Origin of the sequence: Microcoleus sp. B3-A4, assembly GCF_036705385.1 — a bacterium.
Classification (GTDB): Bacteria; Cyanobacteriota; Cyanobacteriia; order Cyanobacteriales; family Microcoleaceae; genus Microcoleus.
In genome coordinates, this window is sequence record NZ_JAUBUI010000078.1 from 1 (window position 1) to 16524 (window position 16524).

Annotated in this window: 15 protein-coding genes; 6 read left to right on the forward strand and 9 right to left on the reverse strand. The window is 45.7% G+C overall.

Features of this window, described 5'->3' with window-relative positions; translation table 11 throughout:
- Positions 1 to 206: 206 nt before the first annotated feature.
- On the forward strand, positions 207 to 1583 hold the full coding sequence (locus QUB33_RS23360) for an ATP-binding protein (RefSeq protein WP_333354962.1): 1377 nt from the start codon (positions 207 to 209) through the stop codon (positions 1581 to 1583).
- Between the two features lie 284 nt (positions 1584 to 1867).
- Here the strand turns inward: QUB33_RS23360 and QUB33_RS23365 are convergent, their stop codons facing one another.
- The gene (locus QUB33_RS23365; RefSeq protein ID WP_333354965.1) at positions 1868 to 2647 is read right to left on the reverse strand and encodes an ion transporter; all 780 of its coding nucleotides are present in this window, start codon (positions 2645 to 2647) and stop codon (positions 1868 to 1870) included.
- Positions 2648 to 2693: 46 nt separating this feature from the next.
- Between QUB33_RS23365 and QUB33_RS23370 the strand changes: the two genes are divergently transcribed.
- From QUB33_RS23370 to QUB33_RS23380, 3 genes are all read left to right on the forward strand, one after another.
- A complete protein-coding gene (locus tag QUB33_RS23370) occupies positions 2694 to 4658 on the forward strand; it encodes a pentapeptide repeat-containing protein (RefSeq protein ID WP_333354968.1) in 1965 nt (654 codons plus the stop codon).
- A gap of 273 nt (positions 4659 to 4931) precedes the next feature.
- Positions 4932 to 5453 (forward strand): hypothetical protein, encoded by a 522-nt coding sequence (locus QUB33_RS23375; RefSeq protein WP_333354971.1) that lies wholly within the window; start codon positions 4932 to 4934, stop codon positions 5451 to 5453.
- Positions 5454 to 5529: 76 nt separating this feature from the next.
- On the forward strand, positions 5530 to 5874 hold the full coding sequence (locus QUB33_RS23380) for an NAD(P)H-quinone oxidoreductase subunit M (protein ID WP_333354974.1): 345 nt from the start codon (positions 5530 to 5532) through the stop codon (positions 5872 to 5874).
- A 219-nt stretch (positions 5875 to 6093) separates the two neighbouring features.
- Here QUB33_RS23380 and QUB33_RS23385 read toward each other — a convergent pair whose 3' ends face one another.
- Positions 6094 to 6477 (reverse strand): hypothetical protein, encoded by a 384-nt coding sequence (locus tag QUB33_RS23385; protein ID WP_333354977.1) that lies wholly within the window; start codon positions 6475 to 6477, stop codon positions 6094 to 6096.
- An 803-nt stretch (positions 6478 to 7280) separates the two neighbouring features.
- Between QUB33_RS23385 and QUB33_RS23390 the strand changes: the two genes are divergently transcribed.
- Both QUB33_RS23390 and QUB33_RS23395 read left to right on the forward strand, forming a co-directional pair.
- The gene (locus QUB33_RS23390) at positions 7281 to 9590 is read left to right on the forward strand and encodes a protein phosphatase 2C domain-containing protein (protein ID WP_333354979.1); all 2310 of its coding nucleotides are present in this window, start codon (positions 7281 to 7283) and stop codon (positions 9588 to 9590) included.
- Positions 9591 to 9751: 161 nt separating this feature from the next.
- Complete coding sequence (locus QUB33_RS23395) at positions 9752 to 10495, forward strand: glycosyltransferase family 25 protein (protein ID WP_333354982.1); 744 nt, start codon at positions 9752 to 9754, stop codon at positions 10493 to 10495.
- Positions 10496 to 10724: 229 nt separating this feature from the next.
- Here the strand turns inward: QUB33_RS23395 and QUB33_RS23400 are convergent, their stop codons facing one another.
- From QUB33_RS23400 to QUB33_RS23430, 7 genes are all read right to left on the reverse strand, one after another.
- Positions 10725 to 11453, reverse strand: coding sequence for an LPS assembly lipoprotein LptE (locus tag QUB33_RS23400; RefSeq protein WP_333354985.1), 729 nt, complete (start codon positions 11451 to 11453; stop codon positions 10725 to 10727).
- 12 nt (positions 11454 to 11465) lie between these two features.
- Positions 11466 to 11831 carry a DUF1823 family protein gene (locus QUB33_RS23405; RefSeq protein WP_333354988.1) on the reverse strand — a complete coding sequence of 122 codons (366 nt, stop codon included), beginning with the start codon at positions 11829 to 11831 and terminating at the stop codon, positions 11466 to 11468.
- Positions 11832 to 11981: 150 nt separating this feature from the next.
- Positions 11982 to 13013: a type I glyceraldehyde-3-phosphate dehydrogenase gene (gap, locus tag QUB33_RS23410; protein ID WP_333354991.1), complete on the reverse strand. Its 1032-nt coding sequence runs from the start codon at positions 13011 to 13013 to the stop codon at positions 11982 to 11984.
- 479 nt (positions 13014 to 13492) lie between these two features.
- Entirely contained in the window at positions 13493 to 13804 is a 312-nt protein-coding gene (locus QUB33_RS23415) for a P-II family nitrogen regulator (RefSeq protein WP_333218105.1), read from the reverse strand.
- Between the two features lies 1 nt (position 13805).
- Entirely contained in the window at positions 13806 to 14777 is a 972-nt protein-coding gene (locus QUB33_RS23420; RefSeq protein ID WP_333354994.1) for a sodium-dependent bicarbonate transport family permease, read from the reverse strand.
- Between the two features lie 204 nt (positions 14778 to 14981).
- Positions 14982 to 15716: a glutathione peroxidase gene (locus QUB33_RS23425; protein WP_333355014.1), complete on the reverse strand. Its 735-nt coding sequence runs from the start codon at positions 15714 to 15716 to the stop codon at positions 14982 to 14984.
- Positions 15717 to 15881: 165 nt separating this feature from the next.
- A complete protein-coding gene (locus QUB33_RS23430; RefSeq protein WP_333354997.1) occupies positions 15882 to 16523 on the reverse strand; it encodes a Uma2 family endonuclease in 642 nt (213 codons plus the stop codon).
- Position 16524 lies beyond the last annotated feature (1 nt).

Sequence of the window (16524 nt, forward strand, 5' to 3'; positions counted from 1 at the left end):
ATCCTCGAATGCAGGAACCTCGCTCTGTCTTGAAATCTAAACGGAGGGCGTGATTGAGACTTTTTCAGTGCCATTGGCCTATAGTTGGCACAACATGATTAACTCAAGAATATTCTCGGTTGTTCGCTCCTGCGGTGAAATGATAGGGTAGCTTAGTAGTAGGTTCTCATTTCACTTTCCCAGCGTTTCGGCAACTAAAAGTTCCAGTGGCAAATAAATTCAGTTCCAAACTCATTGGCCCTTCAGTCTCCGAAGGCAGCCATCAAGACCTTTCCCTAGAGTCTACCCTCTGGGATTTGCCCCTGTATGACTTTCAGGTTAAATCGAGCTGCTTGGCTGTGGCAGTTGCCGAAATGTTTGAGCAGTATCCCCTAGTGCCGGGTGTCGTCTTGATGGAAGCAGGAGAGTTTGCTGGCATGATATCCCGCCGGCAACTGCTGGAATACTTGCTCAAACCCCAAGGCCCCGAGCTATTTTTGCACCTACCGCTAAAAGTTCTCTACAGTTACGCTCGCGTCGAAATATTATTAGTCCCAGAGAGTACAACCATTTTGGCAGCAGCTCCACAAGCTCTGCGTCGATCGCCCGAATTGCAGTCAGAACCAATCGTCGTCCAAATAGACTCCCAATCTTATCGGCTCTTAGACCCTAACGCGCTAAACATCGCCTACTGGCAAATTCGCGGCATAGAAACTCAAGTCCGCTACGAAAGAGCCCAAACTCAAATGATTCAAAGCGAAAAAATGGCTAGTTTAGGGCGTTTAGTCAACGGAGTAGCCCACGAAATTTTAGATCCGGTAGGCTTTATCTGGGGGAATTTAACCTACGTAAGCGACTACAGCAAAAACTTGATGGAATTGCTCTCTGTTTACGACGCATACTGTACCGACCCCCCGCCGGAAATAGCACAGCTCAAGGAAGAGATCGACTATGACTTTTTGCAAAACGATTTCCTCCGAACTGTTGCCAGCATCAAATCGGGAGCCGAACGTTTGAGCAAGTTGGCAACCAGTTTGCAAAACTTCTGCCACATCGACGATATTTATCCCAAACCGACCGACTTGCACGCCAACATAGACAGCATACTTTTGCTGCTCAAAAGTCGTTTGACCAGGGAAATTAAAGTAGTGAAAAACTACGGCTACCTGCCGCCAGTGCCCTGCTATGCAGGCCAACTAAACCAAGTATTTATGAATATCTTGACCAATGCTATTAATACATTAATTAATGAAGCAGTCGGTCAAGAATTGGCGAAAGAGTTCAAAGGTGGAGGACTCAGAGACGCCGCTCGCCAGCCTAAAATTGAAATCACAACTCAAGTCTGCTGTCCCGAACCGGCGCCGGATTTAGATAAACTTCATGTTCGGTGGGTTTCGATTTGCATAGCAGATAACGGGCCAGGAATGTCACCTAGCAAGTACAAAAAAATTATAGAATCATTTTCTACTGAAAAACGCGCCCTCAAAGAAACCAGTTTAGCAGTTAGCTATCAAATAGTGACGGGCAAACACGGCGGTGCATTCAGAATGCGATCGGAATTAGGCAGCGGCACTGAATTTGAAATTTTGTTACCCTTAGCTTAAAGAAGGAAGAGGGAAGTTCGGCAACGGATTGTGTAACGGATGTAACGGATGTAACGGATGTAAATGATAGAAGGAAGAAGGAAGTTCGGCAACGGATTGTGTAACGGATGTAACGGATGTAACGGATGTAAAGGATAGAAGGAAGAAGCAAGAAGCAAGAGGGAAGAAGTTACAGTTTATTCCTGATTTATGAAGTACAGGACACGGCAATGCGGTTTCCCTACCCGTTATCTGTACTACAGTCAACAGTCAACAGTCAACAGTCAACAGTCAACAGTCAACACTCAACCATTATCTAATTGACTGCCGCACATTTTACAAAATCTAGCATTAGCATCGTGTACAGACCAACCGCAACCTGTACAAACAGCTTCTCCGTGATTAGCACTTTTCACTAATTGTTTAATCAAATCTCCCAATTGCCAAGGAATCAGAGCAATTCCCGTCAAAATCATCAAAATAGTCAGAAAACGGCCGGATTCCGAAATCGGAGTAACATCGCCAAACCCCACCGTCGTCATCGTGACAACCGAGAAATAAACAGCATCCAAAAAAGTCCCAAAACTTTCGGGATTTGCCGGATGTTCGACTTGATAAATCAAACCAGAATAAACAAAAATTATTGCCAGCAAAGTAAACAAAATCCGAGCAAAAATCACGCCATCTTCGCTGCTGATGCGGAAAATAGAAATTTTCAATTCCAGAAAGCGGATGAGTCGGAGAATTCTAAACCAGCGAAAAATTCGGATAAAACTAACGTTGACAAATCCCAGTAAAAATGGTAATATTGCCAGCAAATCAATAATTGAAAAAAAACTAAAAATAAATTTAACTCGATTTTCGGCACACCACAGCCGCAATAAATACTCAACTGCAAAAACGATTAAAAGAACAGTATCGAGAGTTTGGAAATTAATTCTAACAGATTCCGAAATCGGGTAAGTTTCGGCGATGAAGCTGGCGGAAGATAAAAGAATGAGTCCGGTAATAGTTAAATTGACGGTTCTGCCAATTGGGGTTTCGATGTCTTCGAGATAAAATCCAATTTGCGATCTGGTTAACATAGATGAGATAATTAATACCATTTATGAGGTAAGGGAATTATCGCATATGAGTATCGAATTAACTAAGGGTGAAAGGTTCAATCTTTCTAAAGAAACTCCTGATTTCAGTAAAATTGCGATCGCCCTGGGTTGGCAAGTCAGCCAGACAGCGCAAAACTGCGACATTGACGCATCTGTTTTTATGTTAGCGGCGGACGGTCGGATTCCTGATGAAAAGTATTTTGTATTTTACAACAATCTGACCTCCCCCGACGGTGCGGTGCGGCATTCAGGAGACAGCGCGACTGGGCAAATAGACGGAGATGATGAGACGGTTTATGTGGATTTGAGTAAAATCAATTCGGCGATTCAGGAAATTGTGTTTATTGTGACTCTTCACGAGGGACAGGAAAAGAATCAAAGTTTTAGTCAAGTTACAAATGCTTTTATCCGGCTTTACAACCGAGAAACTCTTAGCGAATTGGTTCGGTACAATTTAAATCAGATTTTTTCCCAAGAAACGGCTTTAGAATTTGGACGTTTGTATAAGAAGAATGGCGAATGGAGGTTTCAGGCGGTAGGACAGGGATATAATGCTGGGTTGCAAAGTTTTGTAGATAAGTATTATGTTGAGAATGCGGTTGAGAAAAGCTCGAATGCTGGTGAGAAGCTTGATGATGCTGAGGTTGTGAGGCGGTTTAGCGATCGGGTCGATCGGTTATTGCGCGAAGAGGCGATCGAGGAGACAGGGATTCCCGTATCTAGCGAAGCGGTAGAACAGCCGCCTGCTACTCCTGTGAATGCGGATACTGTGGAATCTGAGGAAGAGGCAAAAATCGATGATTCTGCACTAGAAAATCAGGAGCCAGCTATTAGTGCTGAGGAATTTTTGCAACGGTATAATCAGAGAGAAAGAGATTTTACTGGAGTTAATCTAGCAGGAGTAAATCTGAGCGGAAAATCCCTTAGTCAAGTCAAGCTGAGTAGCGCTAATCTAAGCGGTGCTGAACTTTCTCAAGCAAATTTATCTGGCGCTAACCTGAGTGAAGCAAATTTATGTCATGCAAACCTTCATAAAGCTAATTTAGAATCATCAAACTTAGGTAAAGCACAATTACTTCATGCAAATTTAAATGAAGTAAATCTGTCTAATGCAGACTTAAGTGAAGCTAATCTCAGTGGGGTAAACCTGAGCGTTGTTAATGTGTCCTGGACGACAAATTTCAGCAGGACAAACCTCAGTAAAGCAAACTTAACAGGGTTGAATTTGAAGCACTCTAAATTGATGAAGGCTGATTTAAGTAATGCAAACCTCCGTAATACTAACCTATTAAAGGCAAACCTTGAAGGAGCAAATCTTGAACAAGCACAACTTCAACAAGCACTTTGCAATGCAGAGACTATCTTTCCCACAGGCTTTGACCCTATTAAAGCAGGTGCTTACTTAATTGATTCTAATGCTTCACTGCAAAGAGCAAACCTAGCTGGTGTTGACTTGAGCAGAGTTAACCTGAGTGAAGCTAACTTGAGCGGTACAAATCTAACTAAGGCAAATTTGTCGAGTTCACTACTCCTGCAAGCTAATTTGAGTAAAACTAACTTAAGCGGAGCAAATCTGAGTAGTGCCAACTTAACGGCGGCAAACCTCATAGGAGCAAACCTGATGCAGGCAAATTTACAGTCTGCTAACCTAACTGCGGCAGACTTGAGTGGAGCAAACCTGAAAAATGCACAAACAAGTGGGGCAAATTTTCGTGGTGCTAATCTGAGCAAAGTTAGTCTGGTTGGTGTAACTCTTCAATGTAATCTAAGCGGAGCAATATTAAGTGAAGGAAATCTCTGTGGAGCTAACCTTAGTCAGGGAAATTTTAGTGGAGCAGACTTAACTTCGGCCGATTTGCGCGGCGCAAATTTGTATATTACAAACCTAGAAAAAGCCAACCTAAAGGGAGCTAATCTAAGTGGGGTGACAAATCTGGAAACGGCAAAACTCGCAGGTGCAATTATGCCAGATGGCACAATTCACGAATAAATTAATATTTGTAGTAACGAATTGAGTCCTTAGAAATGGCAGGAGCAGGGCGTGTTTTCTTGACCCGGAGATCCCCCCTAGCCCCCCTTAAAAAAGGGGGGGACCGGAAGCACTCAAAGTCCCCCTTTTTAAGGGGGATTTAGGGGGATCGAGACTTTGATAGAAGTGACATTTATTATGGGTTTCAGTCTTAAATTGATACCAATAGTGGGGTGTGCATCGCCCTAGAAATAGATTATGATTAGTATTAAAGATCAAATACATAGATTGTCGATGAATGAATCGGACACGGAAATTATAGAATCTACCCTCAGATGGATGACGGAGTTTGTCGAGTTACCGCATCCAGTTTTCAGCGATTTACCGATTTGTCCCTTCGCTAAAAAAGCCCGCTTGGCTAATCAAATTTTATTCAAAATCGAGCGGTTTTCAGCCCTGACTGAGTTCGATCGCGATTCGGCCATAATGAAATCCATTTATGAATTTTACAATTCGGAATTTGAAATAATGGTAGTAATTAATCCCGAAAAAAATGCAATTAGTGCGCCAGAAACTAAAGAATTGATAGACAAACTGAATAATCAGATTTCAGAGTTGGGCTTGCTGGCTTTTCACATCCATCCCAAAGAAGATTTTAATATTGACGGGCTTCATACTAGGAGGATGCCGTATCCGGGCTTCACTGTTCAAGTAAATTCTAAGCTGAAGCCAGCTTCCGATGCTTTAGAGAAAACTGAATATTACAAAAATTGGACGGCCGAACAACTAAAATATTTCGGGATTCCGAGAAATTGACGATCGCCCGCCCTCCCCGCGTATCTCCTCAGCCATTACAATTAATTCAGCAAAAAATCTTTACACATAAGAACTCATGCAGCTCAAGTCAACAACCCGCCATATTCGCATATACACCGCCATCCTCGAAGATAACGAACTCGTCCCCAGCAATGACCTTTTGACCCTCGACATTGACCCAGATAACGAACTTAACTGGAATGACGAGTCAGTCAAACAGGTATATGCCAAATTCGACCAACTCGTAGACGCTTACGAGGGCGAAGATTTGACCGAGTACAACCTCCGCCGTATCGGTTCGGAGTTGGAACACTTGGTACGATCGCTCTTACAAAAAGGCCAAATCAGCTACAATCTCAACGGTCGCGCTCTCAACTACAGCATGGGATTGCCTCAAGTTGATGCGAAAATTCACCTGTAAGGGCGATCGGGCGATCGGCATTTGTGTCAACTTAAGATTGAAACCCCTAATAAATCTCGCTTGTAGCTGACTTTCCATCCCCTCTTAGCTTGCCCCCGACTCCCCTCATTAAGGGGAGTCGGGGGTGCCAGAACTCGTCTGCCTTAAGGGCGATTAAGGGGGCTCTAGACTTCGATAGAAAGCAAAGACTCAGAGGCGGAGAATTGGGAGAATCTGCTTTTATTCTTCTTCCTGCTGCTTTCTGACTCCTGACTCCTGACTCCTGGCTTCTTCCTTCTTTTTACCCTCAGCGGAGTCGAGGGGCCTTCCTCCTTCTTCCTTCTCCCTCGCACCCCCTGCATCAACTCGACAATTAGTAGGATGGCGATCGCGTTCCAAAAACTGTTTAACTGCAACTTGGCGGTTGGTCATAAACTGACCCCAAGCGCCGGGAAACATCCCATCCAAGGTTTCCACCAGCGCCCAAACCTCAAGATTCATCACTTTGTAATAATAACTGTGAGAATGTTGAATGCTAGTGAGTATTTCGTCTATTTCAACTGCAGGCAGTAGCTTCGGATCGGGCAAATTCTTGGGAAAGGCGCTGGGTTCATGTGGGGGCATGGTTAAATACTCAACAGCTTGCAGAGGCCGGTCAGTCGATTTTAGATTTTAGATTGATTCCACAGATGAATCTGGGGGCTTGAACTAATATCTAATTTTTTTTGCTCTCCACGACTACTGTCGCGGGCTGGCATCGGTCAGTAGATGTGAGATGTGAGATTGTAGATTTTATACTTGAGATGGATTCCACAGATGAATCTGGGGGCTTTTATCCGTCTTTGGGTCAGGTTAAATTTAACTTTACTTGCTAAACTCGGGAACGAGGTAACGAACACCCTTGGCGAGAAAACCGAGAATTGATATTTATTTATACCTGTCGGCTCAGGTGATTTCTACGTAGCTGCATCATACCATTATAGTTAGTCTAAAATTTCAATTCCCTTGAGTGCTGCGATTTCTTCGGAAATGGCCACTATCAGGAATATGCTGAAAACAGCGTGATTTCAAGCCGAGGACTTGGGCCTCGCGCGATCGTCTAACTCTGAAAGCTCCTAGCAAAATTCATCGGCGGGTTAACAAAATGGTAGACTATTTGTGTCAGTACAAGACATTAAAACCTACCCCTGGACTGGGGGAAAGTCACGCCTAAAACATTGTCAGGAGATATCACTACGCACACAACAGTGGAAACGTGGTGAGCCCGGGAACCTGAAAAGTCAGGATATTAGGACTGCGAAGTCTTAAGAATCTCCGTATGTTGAGAAAGCGGGGGTGTCAAATAATCGCCACGTATCAACCCGTCGAGGTTCAATCGCTAAAATAGTTCAGATCAGCACGCTTGCCCAAAGGCGTCAGGAACCCTTATGCAAAACTCTGTGGCAAAACACTACTTATGGGCTTTAGGTGAAGGGATCAAAGGGTGTAAGCCAGGCGATCTGATCGCTGGTCGCTACTTGGTCAAGCGCGATCGACTTCTTGTCGATACTCAACCCGAACACTTGCCGGAACTGCCCGATGAGATTCCGAGTGTTGTCACTCCTTATCTGAGACTGTTTGCCTATCAGTTGCACGTACCTCAAGTATACGGCCTGGTATCGTCCAAGATGAGCAAGCTCTCGGGAGATATCTGGCTGCTGGAAAACGGGCCTATTTTGAAGGTGACGGAATCTTTAATGCCGGAATTGGCGGAATCCTGGAAAGGAGCCGCAGCGATGCGCCAGCTCAATTGGCTGTGGCAAATGGCTCAGTTGTGGCAGCCGTGTATCGCTCAGGGCGTGGCTTCGACGCTGCTGACTCCGGAACTGCTGCGGGTGGAAGGGCAATTGGTGCGGTTTCTGGAATTGCAGCCCGATCGCAAACCGCCTCATTTGTCGCAGTTGGGTAAATTGTGGCAGCAGTGGCTCGAAGATGCTCACCCGGCTATTGCCAATTTTTTGAGGCAACTTTGCCAGCAAATGGTTGCCGGTCAAGTGCGCCACGGCGAACAACTGATGAGCCAGTTGGATAAAGCTCTGGCAAAGTGCGGCCGATTTTACGATCGTCACGTTGAAATTGCCACGGGCACCGATGTAGGCAGATCCCGGGCTCACAACGAAGATGCTTGCTATCCGCCCAGCGGTACGCTGTTGGCAGGAAACCCGGGTGCGGAAGCTTGCGCGATCGTCTGCGACGGTATCGGCGGACAAGACGGCGGCGAAGTCGCTTCGGAAGAAGCCATTGGTGTGCTGCGCGACAAGTTGCAGCAAATGCCCCTACATCAAGCTAATTGGGACCCGTTGAGCCTGACTTCCAAGCTGGAACGGGCGGCTTGTGCTGCTAACGACAAGATAGCCAGTCGCAACGACAGCGAACACCGCCAAGGCCGCCAGCGGATGGGAACTACGCTAGTTATGGGTTTAGCCCACATTCACGAACTCTACGTCGCCCACGTCGGAGACAGTCGGGCTTACTGGATTACCCGCACCGGCTGCTATCAAGTTACTCTCGATGATAATGTGGCTTGCCGCGAGGTGCGTTTGGGCTACTCTCTCTACCGGGATGCTTTGGAACAAGTGGCCGCCGGAGCTCTGATTCAAGCTTTGGGGATTACTTCGTCCAACACTTTGCACCCGACTGTGCAGCGTTTTCCGGTGGATGAAGACTGCGTTTTGCTGCTGTGTTCCGACGGTTTGAGTGATAAAGACCGGGTTGAGGAATGTTGGGAAGCGGAGATTTTGCCAATTCTCGACGGTAGCATTAATTTGGGTAAGGCGCGCGATCGGCTGATTGAGATTGCTAATACTAGAAACGGTCACGATAACGTCACTGTTGCTTTAATTCACTGTCAAGCACATTTGAGGGAAGACGGCAATACTTTGACAGAACTGTCTGTCGCACCTTTAGATACGCCGATCGAACTAATTTCTGACAGCGAGGATATGCCAACGGATTTGACCGAGCTCACAAGCTTTGGCGGTGGGAATTCTGAAGGAAAAACGCAGTTGTTACCGCCGGAAAAAAGCAAAAGCCCATTTTCGCTGCTGCTGAAAATTTTATTTTTATTAGGCTTGGGAGGTGTATTTGCTTATTTTTTCATCCCTCCGGTGGGTCGGGCGATCGATACTGCCGGGGAGTCAATTTTTGGGAAACGCGGTTTTATTAAAGCTGGAAGCACGCCAGAAAAAACTGTTGAATCTGTACCTTCTCCGGTCAAATCTTTAGAAATCGGCTCGTTTATAGAGATTAAAAGTTCTGGGGCTGGGCAAGTGGAAAAAGAGGGCGCTCGCTTGGATTTGCGAGTCGCAATCGGTGAGTTGACTGTCAAAGGAACAGTCCCAGCCGGTAGCGTTTTACAGGTGACAAACAAACAGCTTACGCCTCAAGGCAATTGGCTGGAATTGAAAGTTTGTTCGATTCCTGAAATAGTGCGATCGAACTCTCCCAAGCCCGAGCCAAATAAAGATTTTTCTACAGTTTCAAAACCCGCACTGACTCCATCTGCAGCTGTGGCAAGTCCGTCGCCTTCCCCGGCAGTTAAGCCAACAGTTGAAGTAGAAAGCGCCAAGCTGCAACCGGGGGAAATCGGATGGATTCAAGAACAAGCTGGCGTTTCTAAAGTAGTCTCTAACCTAGCCTTAAACCCCACTCAAAAGGGAAAATGCGTTGATGCTGACTCAAATCCCAATGCTAATTAAACTGTTAATGCTAGATCCGGTAGAGGTAATTTAAGTAAGTTTAAGAAAAAGGAAGATACCTCTTGCTAAAGATAGAGGAATTTAAGGCAGACAGAGACTTAAATGGAAATCGAAGTCCAGCGAGCCGAAGATTTATCAAATTCTTGATGCCAGAGCGAACTATGACGAAAATCACAGACTATTTCCAGGGAGTTTATGCGGTAAATCTCCCTGAGAGGAAAGATCGACGCCAGCTCATAGTCAAGGAATTAGAAGAAGCAGGAATGCCCCTCATGCCCCATAAGGTTGAAATATTTCCTGCAATCCGCCCCGACGAAGCTGGAGGTTTCCCCAGCATTGGGGCGAGGGGATGCTTTTCCAGTCATGTAGCTATCCTCAAGCAGGCAAAACAGCAGGGGTTGAGCAATATCCTGATTGTAGAAGACGACCTAGAAATTTCACCAAAGTTAAGAACACACCAAGCTGTTATCGTCGAACAACTGTGTCAGCAAGATTGGGATTTCGTCTACTTCGGACACGTCGAAGAGGTGGAACAAAAGTCTCCTGTCGCCCTCGTGCCCTTTTCTAAGGGCGTGATAACCGCTCATTTTTACGCTGTAAATGGCAGGATTTTCGATCGCCTCCTGCGATTTCTGGAAGAACTGCAACAGCGACCTCCGGGACATCCCGACGGCGGTCCGATGCACCTCGACGGAGCTTATTCTACTTTCCGAGCTCAAAATCCAGATGTTGTCACCTTGATTGCTTCTCCAAACCTGGGGTGGCAAAGGAGTTCCCGTAGTGACATCAGTCCTAATTGGTTTGATCGTGTACCTGTGTTTAGGCAATTGGCGGGAGCAGCAAGAACCAGCCAAACAAGGCTGAAGCGTGGCATTTCTCGTGAATTGAGTTCGAGTTTAAAATAGCTTACTCAGCTCGAATCTGTTAGCACAATTGCCCGGAAAATAATTAATACCAAATCCGGGTTTATTACGCCCTTTATGAAGGAGGCGGTTGAAACCTTTTGACCTCAAACTATACAAATAAAGTCTGCCGGAGTTGACGCGACACGACGTAGGCTCGGACAGACAAGCGAGATCAAGGGGATATTTAAGCCGGATTTGGTATCAACCTATTTGATATGATGCCTGATTGCTAACCTAATTTCTTAGATACCTCTGCCAGTTTAGTCACCATTTGGGATACGGCTTTGTCAACGGCCTCGCTCAAAAGTGAGTCTTCATTGCTATTGCTGGAATTGCCGCCAATACCCCTAACGGAAACATTAGAAGCGCTTTGATCCGCTTCTCCTACTGCTTTGGCAGTGGCAAGAATATCTCCCGAAGCTGTACCGATTAACCGCACATCTATTTGAACGGTAGCTTTGGTTTTTTGTGAACCGGCGCCGATTCCCATGAAACTGCCGCCGCCGGATTGTTTGTCGATATTAAACTTGGTAATGGTGCCGATGAGTACGGCGTCAACTCCTAATTGTTTGCCAATTTCGGCTGCTGTGCCGGCATCCATCGCGCCGCTGCGATTTTGCTGTTTGAGCACTTGTTCGAGTTTGCTACGATCGACTACTGTATAAGTGCCGTTGTTGACGAGTTCGTTGATTAGCAGTTCGCTGATGCCTTTGGCGGCGCCGACTCCCCTGTAGGAAGTGTAATAGCTGTTGGTGGTGCCGTAGTCGAAGTCTATGACGACGAGGCGTTTTTTGGCAGTCGCTTGGGCGAGTTGGGTTGCGGGTTGGGTGGTGGCTGGTGTGGCGATAGCATTGACTGAAACGCCTGCTAGCATTAGGGTAGCGAGGGAAATGCTGGTTTTCCTGCCAAAAAATCTAATATCTATGTACTCTAAGGTGGGCAACAACCGCACAGCCATCCAAAATTCTTGTTACACCCCAGCTTCCATAAAACCCATCAACCAATTAGCCATCGTCGCCCTGCGAGTCTGTCGGGGCCCAAATTCCCCAATTTTATAGCCTTTAAAGCCCAATTTTTCCTTCAGCAACTGCTTGTTTTCTGGAGGAGTCGATCGAGTCAATTTGACTGTCGCCGGCCTAGAATCGATAAAATCCGGCGGTTCCGGGTACTCTTGGCGCCATTCGGGTGCAACATCAGCACTGTTCCACTTACCAGTCTCCGCATCGCAGCGGTAGCCTAGATACTGCCAAACTAATCGGTTGACGGCAGCATCGTCGATTTCTTCGTTGAGGATAGCCCAAATAGTTTCGTTATTCAGCGGTGGTAATTCAGACATGAGCGCGATCGAATCGGAAACAAAAAAAGTTTAACTCACATTAGGTAATATTCTCAGGAACGGGTACGCGAACCCGTTCCACAAAAAATCATAGGAATTTGTTTGTGGGGTGGACACGCGAGCCCGCCCAAAATGCCACCTCACAAAAAATCAATTATTCAAAATTCCGTCTTTCTCGGCCATCGACAGCATTAAGTCAATCACGCGGCTAGAATAACCCCACTCGTTGTCGTACCAGGAAACAACTTTGAAAAACTTAGAATTCAGTTCAATTCCCGCACCTGCATCGAAAATGCTCGATCGCGCGTCGCCCTGAAAATCTGTCGAAACCACCGCATCCTCAGTATATCCGAGAATGCCTTTGAGTTCGCCCTCCGAAGCTTTTTTCATGGCCTCGCAAATTTCTTTATAGCTAGTTTCCTTCGCCGTTTTGAAAGTAAGGTCAACTACAGACACGTCGGGAGTTGGCACGCGCAAAGCCATTCCAGTCAATTTTCCTTTCAATTCTGGCAACACCAAAGTGACAGCTTTTGCTGCACCGGTCGAAGATGGAATAATATTTTGAGCCGCCCCGCGTCCTCCCCGCCAATCTTTTTGGCTGGGGCCGTCTACAGTTGGTTGAGTAGCTGTCATTGCGTGAACTGTAGTCATTAAACCTTCTTCCAATCCGAAGTTATCGTTGATAACTTTGGCAATTGGTGCTAAACAATTCGTCGTACAGCTAGCATTGGAAACAACAGTATCTTTTGCCTGGTCAAATTTGTTGTGGTTGACGCCTACTAGATATGTTGGTACTTTTTCAGGATCTTTTGTCGGTGCTGAAAGTATTACTCGTTTTGCGCCCGCCGTCAAGTGTTTTGATGCGCCTTCAAAATCTGTAAACAATCCGGTAGATTCTACAACATAATCTGCGCCGGATTTACCCCAAGGCAATTCGGCAGGATTTCTAATCGCTGTACAGGGGATAAAATTTCCGTCAACGACAATCCCGTCTGGTTTGCTTTCAACTTCGCCGTCGTAAATGCCGTGGGTGGAGTCGTATTTGAAAAGATAAGCCAGGTTGTCTGGCGAAACTAAGTCATTAATGCCGACAAATTCGATGTTGGGGTTTTTGATGCCGGCACGCATAACTAGCCGTCCGATGCGACCAAATCCGTTGATGCCAACTTTTAATGCAGCCATGTTTAAACTCCTATTGAAAATATCGTTAGTCGATCGGGCGTTAGCGAAGCCCTCGAAGAGGATCGCCTGTTGTGGCTTAGAATTTACCACGCTAACTGATTTTTGCAACGGATTCTTTTCTATATCTTAATAATTCTGAATTCTACCCCGGTGACGAAGGGCAATTAATCCTGAAATGACCGCTGGCTAATGGCTGAGGGCTGAAAGCTGATGATTGTAAAAGTGCTATAATAGACAGAAATTATTTTCCAAATAGGCTTTTTTAAATCAGGCTAAAGTAATAATAAAAAACTTCTGCAAAATCCAAAACGGATTGGTATTCTCACCTGTGGCGACTTTCTGGGCCCGAACCTTACGGTTAAACTCGCAGATACGCGCAAGGACACAGCAAGGCCGTGTCCCTACAGATATGGCGTACCATCTATATGTAGCTCTACTTTTCCGAATTGGTATAATCACCAATCACTAATGACTAATAACTACCCGACGCACCTAGTAATTAGCAATTCCACCGCATCTGAAATAAAACACGACCCACCAAATTTATTGAGTACGGGTCTAATGTTTTCTGCAACTGCTGAAACTTGAGCTGGTGAACAAAAAGCAAGCACATAAATGTTATCCAGCGCCGTCATTGATGAATTGCGGGAAACGTGATCTCTGGTACTTTTTCCCGCGACATCACGAATCACCGAATAACCGGGTACGCCAGCTTTGTCTAAACCGTCTAAAATCTTGCCGAGTTCTACTGAGTGGGCTATGATTTCTACTCTTTTTACTGACTCCATCATCTCACCTCCAAAACATATTTATTCCGTATAGATACAGGGGAATGCCTACAATGATATTAAATGGAAATGTCACTGCTAAGGCAGTTGAAATGTAAAGACTTGGATTCGCTTCGGGAACAGTTAGGCGCATGGCTGCTGGTACTGCTATATAAGAAGCACTCGCGCACAATACGGCAAACAGCAAAGTGTCTCCCTGGGGCATTCCGATTAATTTGGCTATTACCAAAGCAATTACTGCGTTGACTATGGGAATTAGGATTGCAAAGCCGATCAGAAAAACTCCGGCTTCTTGCAAATCTTTAATTCTGCTAGCGGCAACCAGCCCCATGTCTAGCAAGAAAAAAGTCAAAACCCCGTAAAACAAGTCTTGAGTAAACGGGCTCATAACTTCCCAACCATGTTCTCCTGTCATTATGCCCATAATTAGGCTGCCAATCAGTAGAAAAACTGAACTGTTTAGGAATGCTTCTTGCAACACTTCTGGCCAAACTATTTCGCGTTTTCCTTCTTCCCCACCGAATACACTCACGAGGATTAGCCCGACTATAATTGCTGGGGATTCCATTAATGCTAGCGCGGCTACCATGTAACCGTCAAAGTCGATCCCCTGTGCTGTGAGGAAGGAGGTTGCGGTGATAAATGTGACGGCGCTGATGGAACCGTAGGTGGCTGCGATCGCCGCTGCATTGTAGGCGTCGAGTTTGATCCTCAGTATGAAAAAAGTATAAATGGGTACTAGCATTGACATCAGCATCGCTGCCGCAATTGTCAGGGCAACTTGCTGGTCAATTCCGCTTTTGGACAGTTCGACGCCGCCTTTAAATCCGATCGCAAACAGCAGGTACAGCGAAAACAGTTTGGGGATGGGCGCTGGAATTTCTAAATCAGATTTGAGAAAAATTGCCAGCATTCCCATGAAAAAAGCTAATATGGGCGGATTTAAGATATTTGACGCGACTAAACTCAAATCCACGATCGTTCACTCCCATTTCTTGCGTTTTTAATATTACTTCCCCAGTAATTGTGGCACGAGAATGGATCAATAGACCGATCGAACTTTTAACGCGAAAAGCCGATCGGGCTAAATACCTCCAAATACGGCAAAGGCGCACAGTACGCACCGTACAACGAGTAAGGTGTGGACTGTGCACCCGCAGGCTAAGTTATTGTTGTTTAACTAAGCAACTGCCAGATAAGACTCTAGGGCTTCGGAACCACCGATCAACTTGCCGTCGATAAATACTTGCGGCACAGTTGTAGCCCCAGTCATAGCCCGGAGCGATCGAGTTGTGATCTCCCGGCCCAAGACAATTTCTTCATAATCCAAGCCCTTTTGACTCAGCATTGCCTTAGCCTTAGCGCAGAAGGGACAGCCCATTTTTGTAAACAGCGACACTAGCTTCGGCTTGGGTGCTGCGGAGTTGATGTAGTTGAGCATCGTCTCGGCATCGGACACTTTGAAAGGATCGCCCGGTTCATCAGGCTCAATAAACATTTTTTCAACCACGCCATCTTTTACCAGCATCGAATAACGCCAAGACCGCTTGCCAAAGCCTAAATCTGTTTTGTCTACCAGCATTCCCATGCCTTCGGTAAATTCGCCGTTACCGTCGGGAATTAACGTCACATTGTCTGATTCTTGGTTTTTTGCCCATTCGTTCATCACAAAAGTGTCGTTGACGGAAATACAAACGATATCATCTACGCCGTTTTCTTTGAAAACTTTGGCCAATTCGTTGTAACCCGGGAGGTGCGTTGACGAACAAGTGGGAGTAAAAGCTCCCGGCAGCGAGAACACTGCTACGGTTTTGCCTGCAAATATATCATCGGTGGTGACATTGACCCACTCGTTGTCTTTGCGAGTGCGAAAGGTGACTTTGGGTACTCTTTGACCTTCGTGGTTCGTCAGCATGATTTTAAATTCTTGGGTACTTGGGTTAAATTCCTTTGGTTCCTTTAGCGTACTCATAACGAGTATGACTTGTCAAGGGTTGGCGAGTTTTTTTCTTGGACTTGGGCGCGCACGCGAGCTCAGTTCATTGTCTTTGCGACAGCTAGCAGATTTAAAACTTGCTGTTTAAGTAGGTCGGCAATTCTGTCTCCATTCCTTTGCTGCTGCTAACGGGTGAGGATTTTTTACACATTCTGTCAACACATCGATATCAATTCCTGGCAGCAATTCGCTTTGTGTGATTAATTCATAACCGCAGTTTGACACGAATTCAACCGGAATTTCTTCTCGCCAATGGTAGATAGAAAATCGGTCATTTCGCCAGAACCAAACCTCTCGCACATTCAACCTTCTATACAGTTCTAGTTTATTGATGCTGCCACTGGTAACAATCACTTCAATTACCAAATCGGGAAATTCTTTATCTGTGCCAATACAGTAAGCTTCATCCGGTTCCGTACCGCCACTTTTTTCCTCTTGTCGCAGAGTTGTAGACCCAAAAGGAAAATATTCGATTTCAGCTTCTACAAAGTAAATTTCTAGCAGATTTCCAATGCCAGTTTTGCGACTTTCATGGCGGCCAGAAGGCGACATAATTTCCAAAACTCCATCTAAATAAGTAACTCGATATCCTGCCGCATCTCCAATCCGATCCAGCAGTGTCTCGTATTGTTCCCAGTTGGCGCTATCGGTAATGTAGCGATCTTCAGGATCTTGGCGTTGGAGTGCTTGTTCCTTAAGTAGCGTATCTAGCTCGCTCGTCAGCATC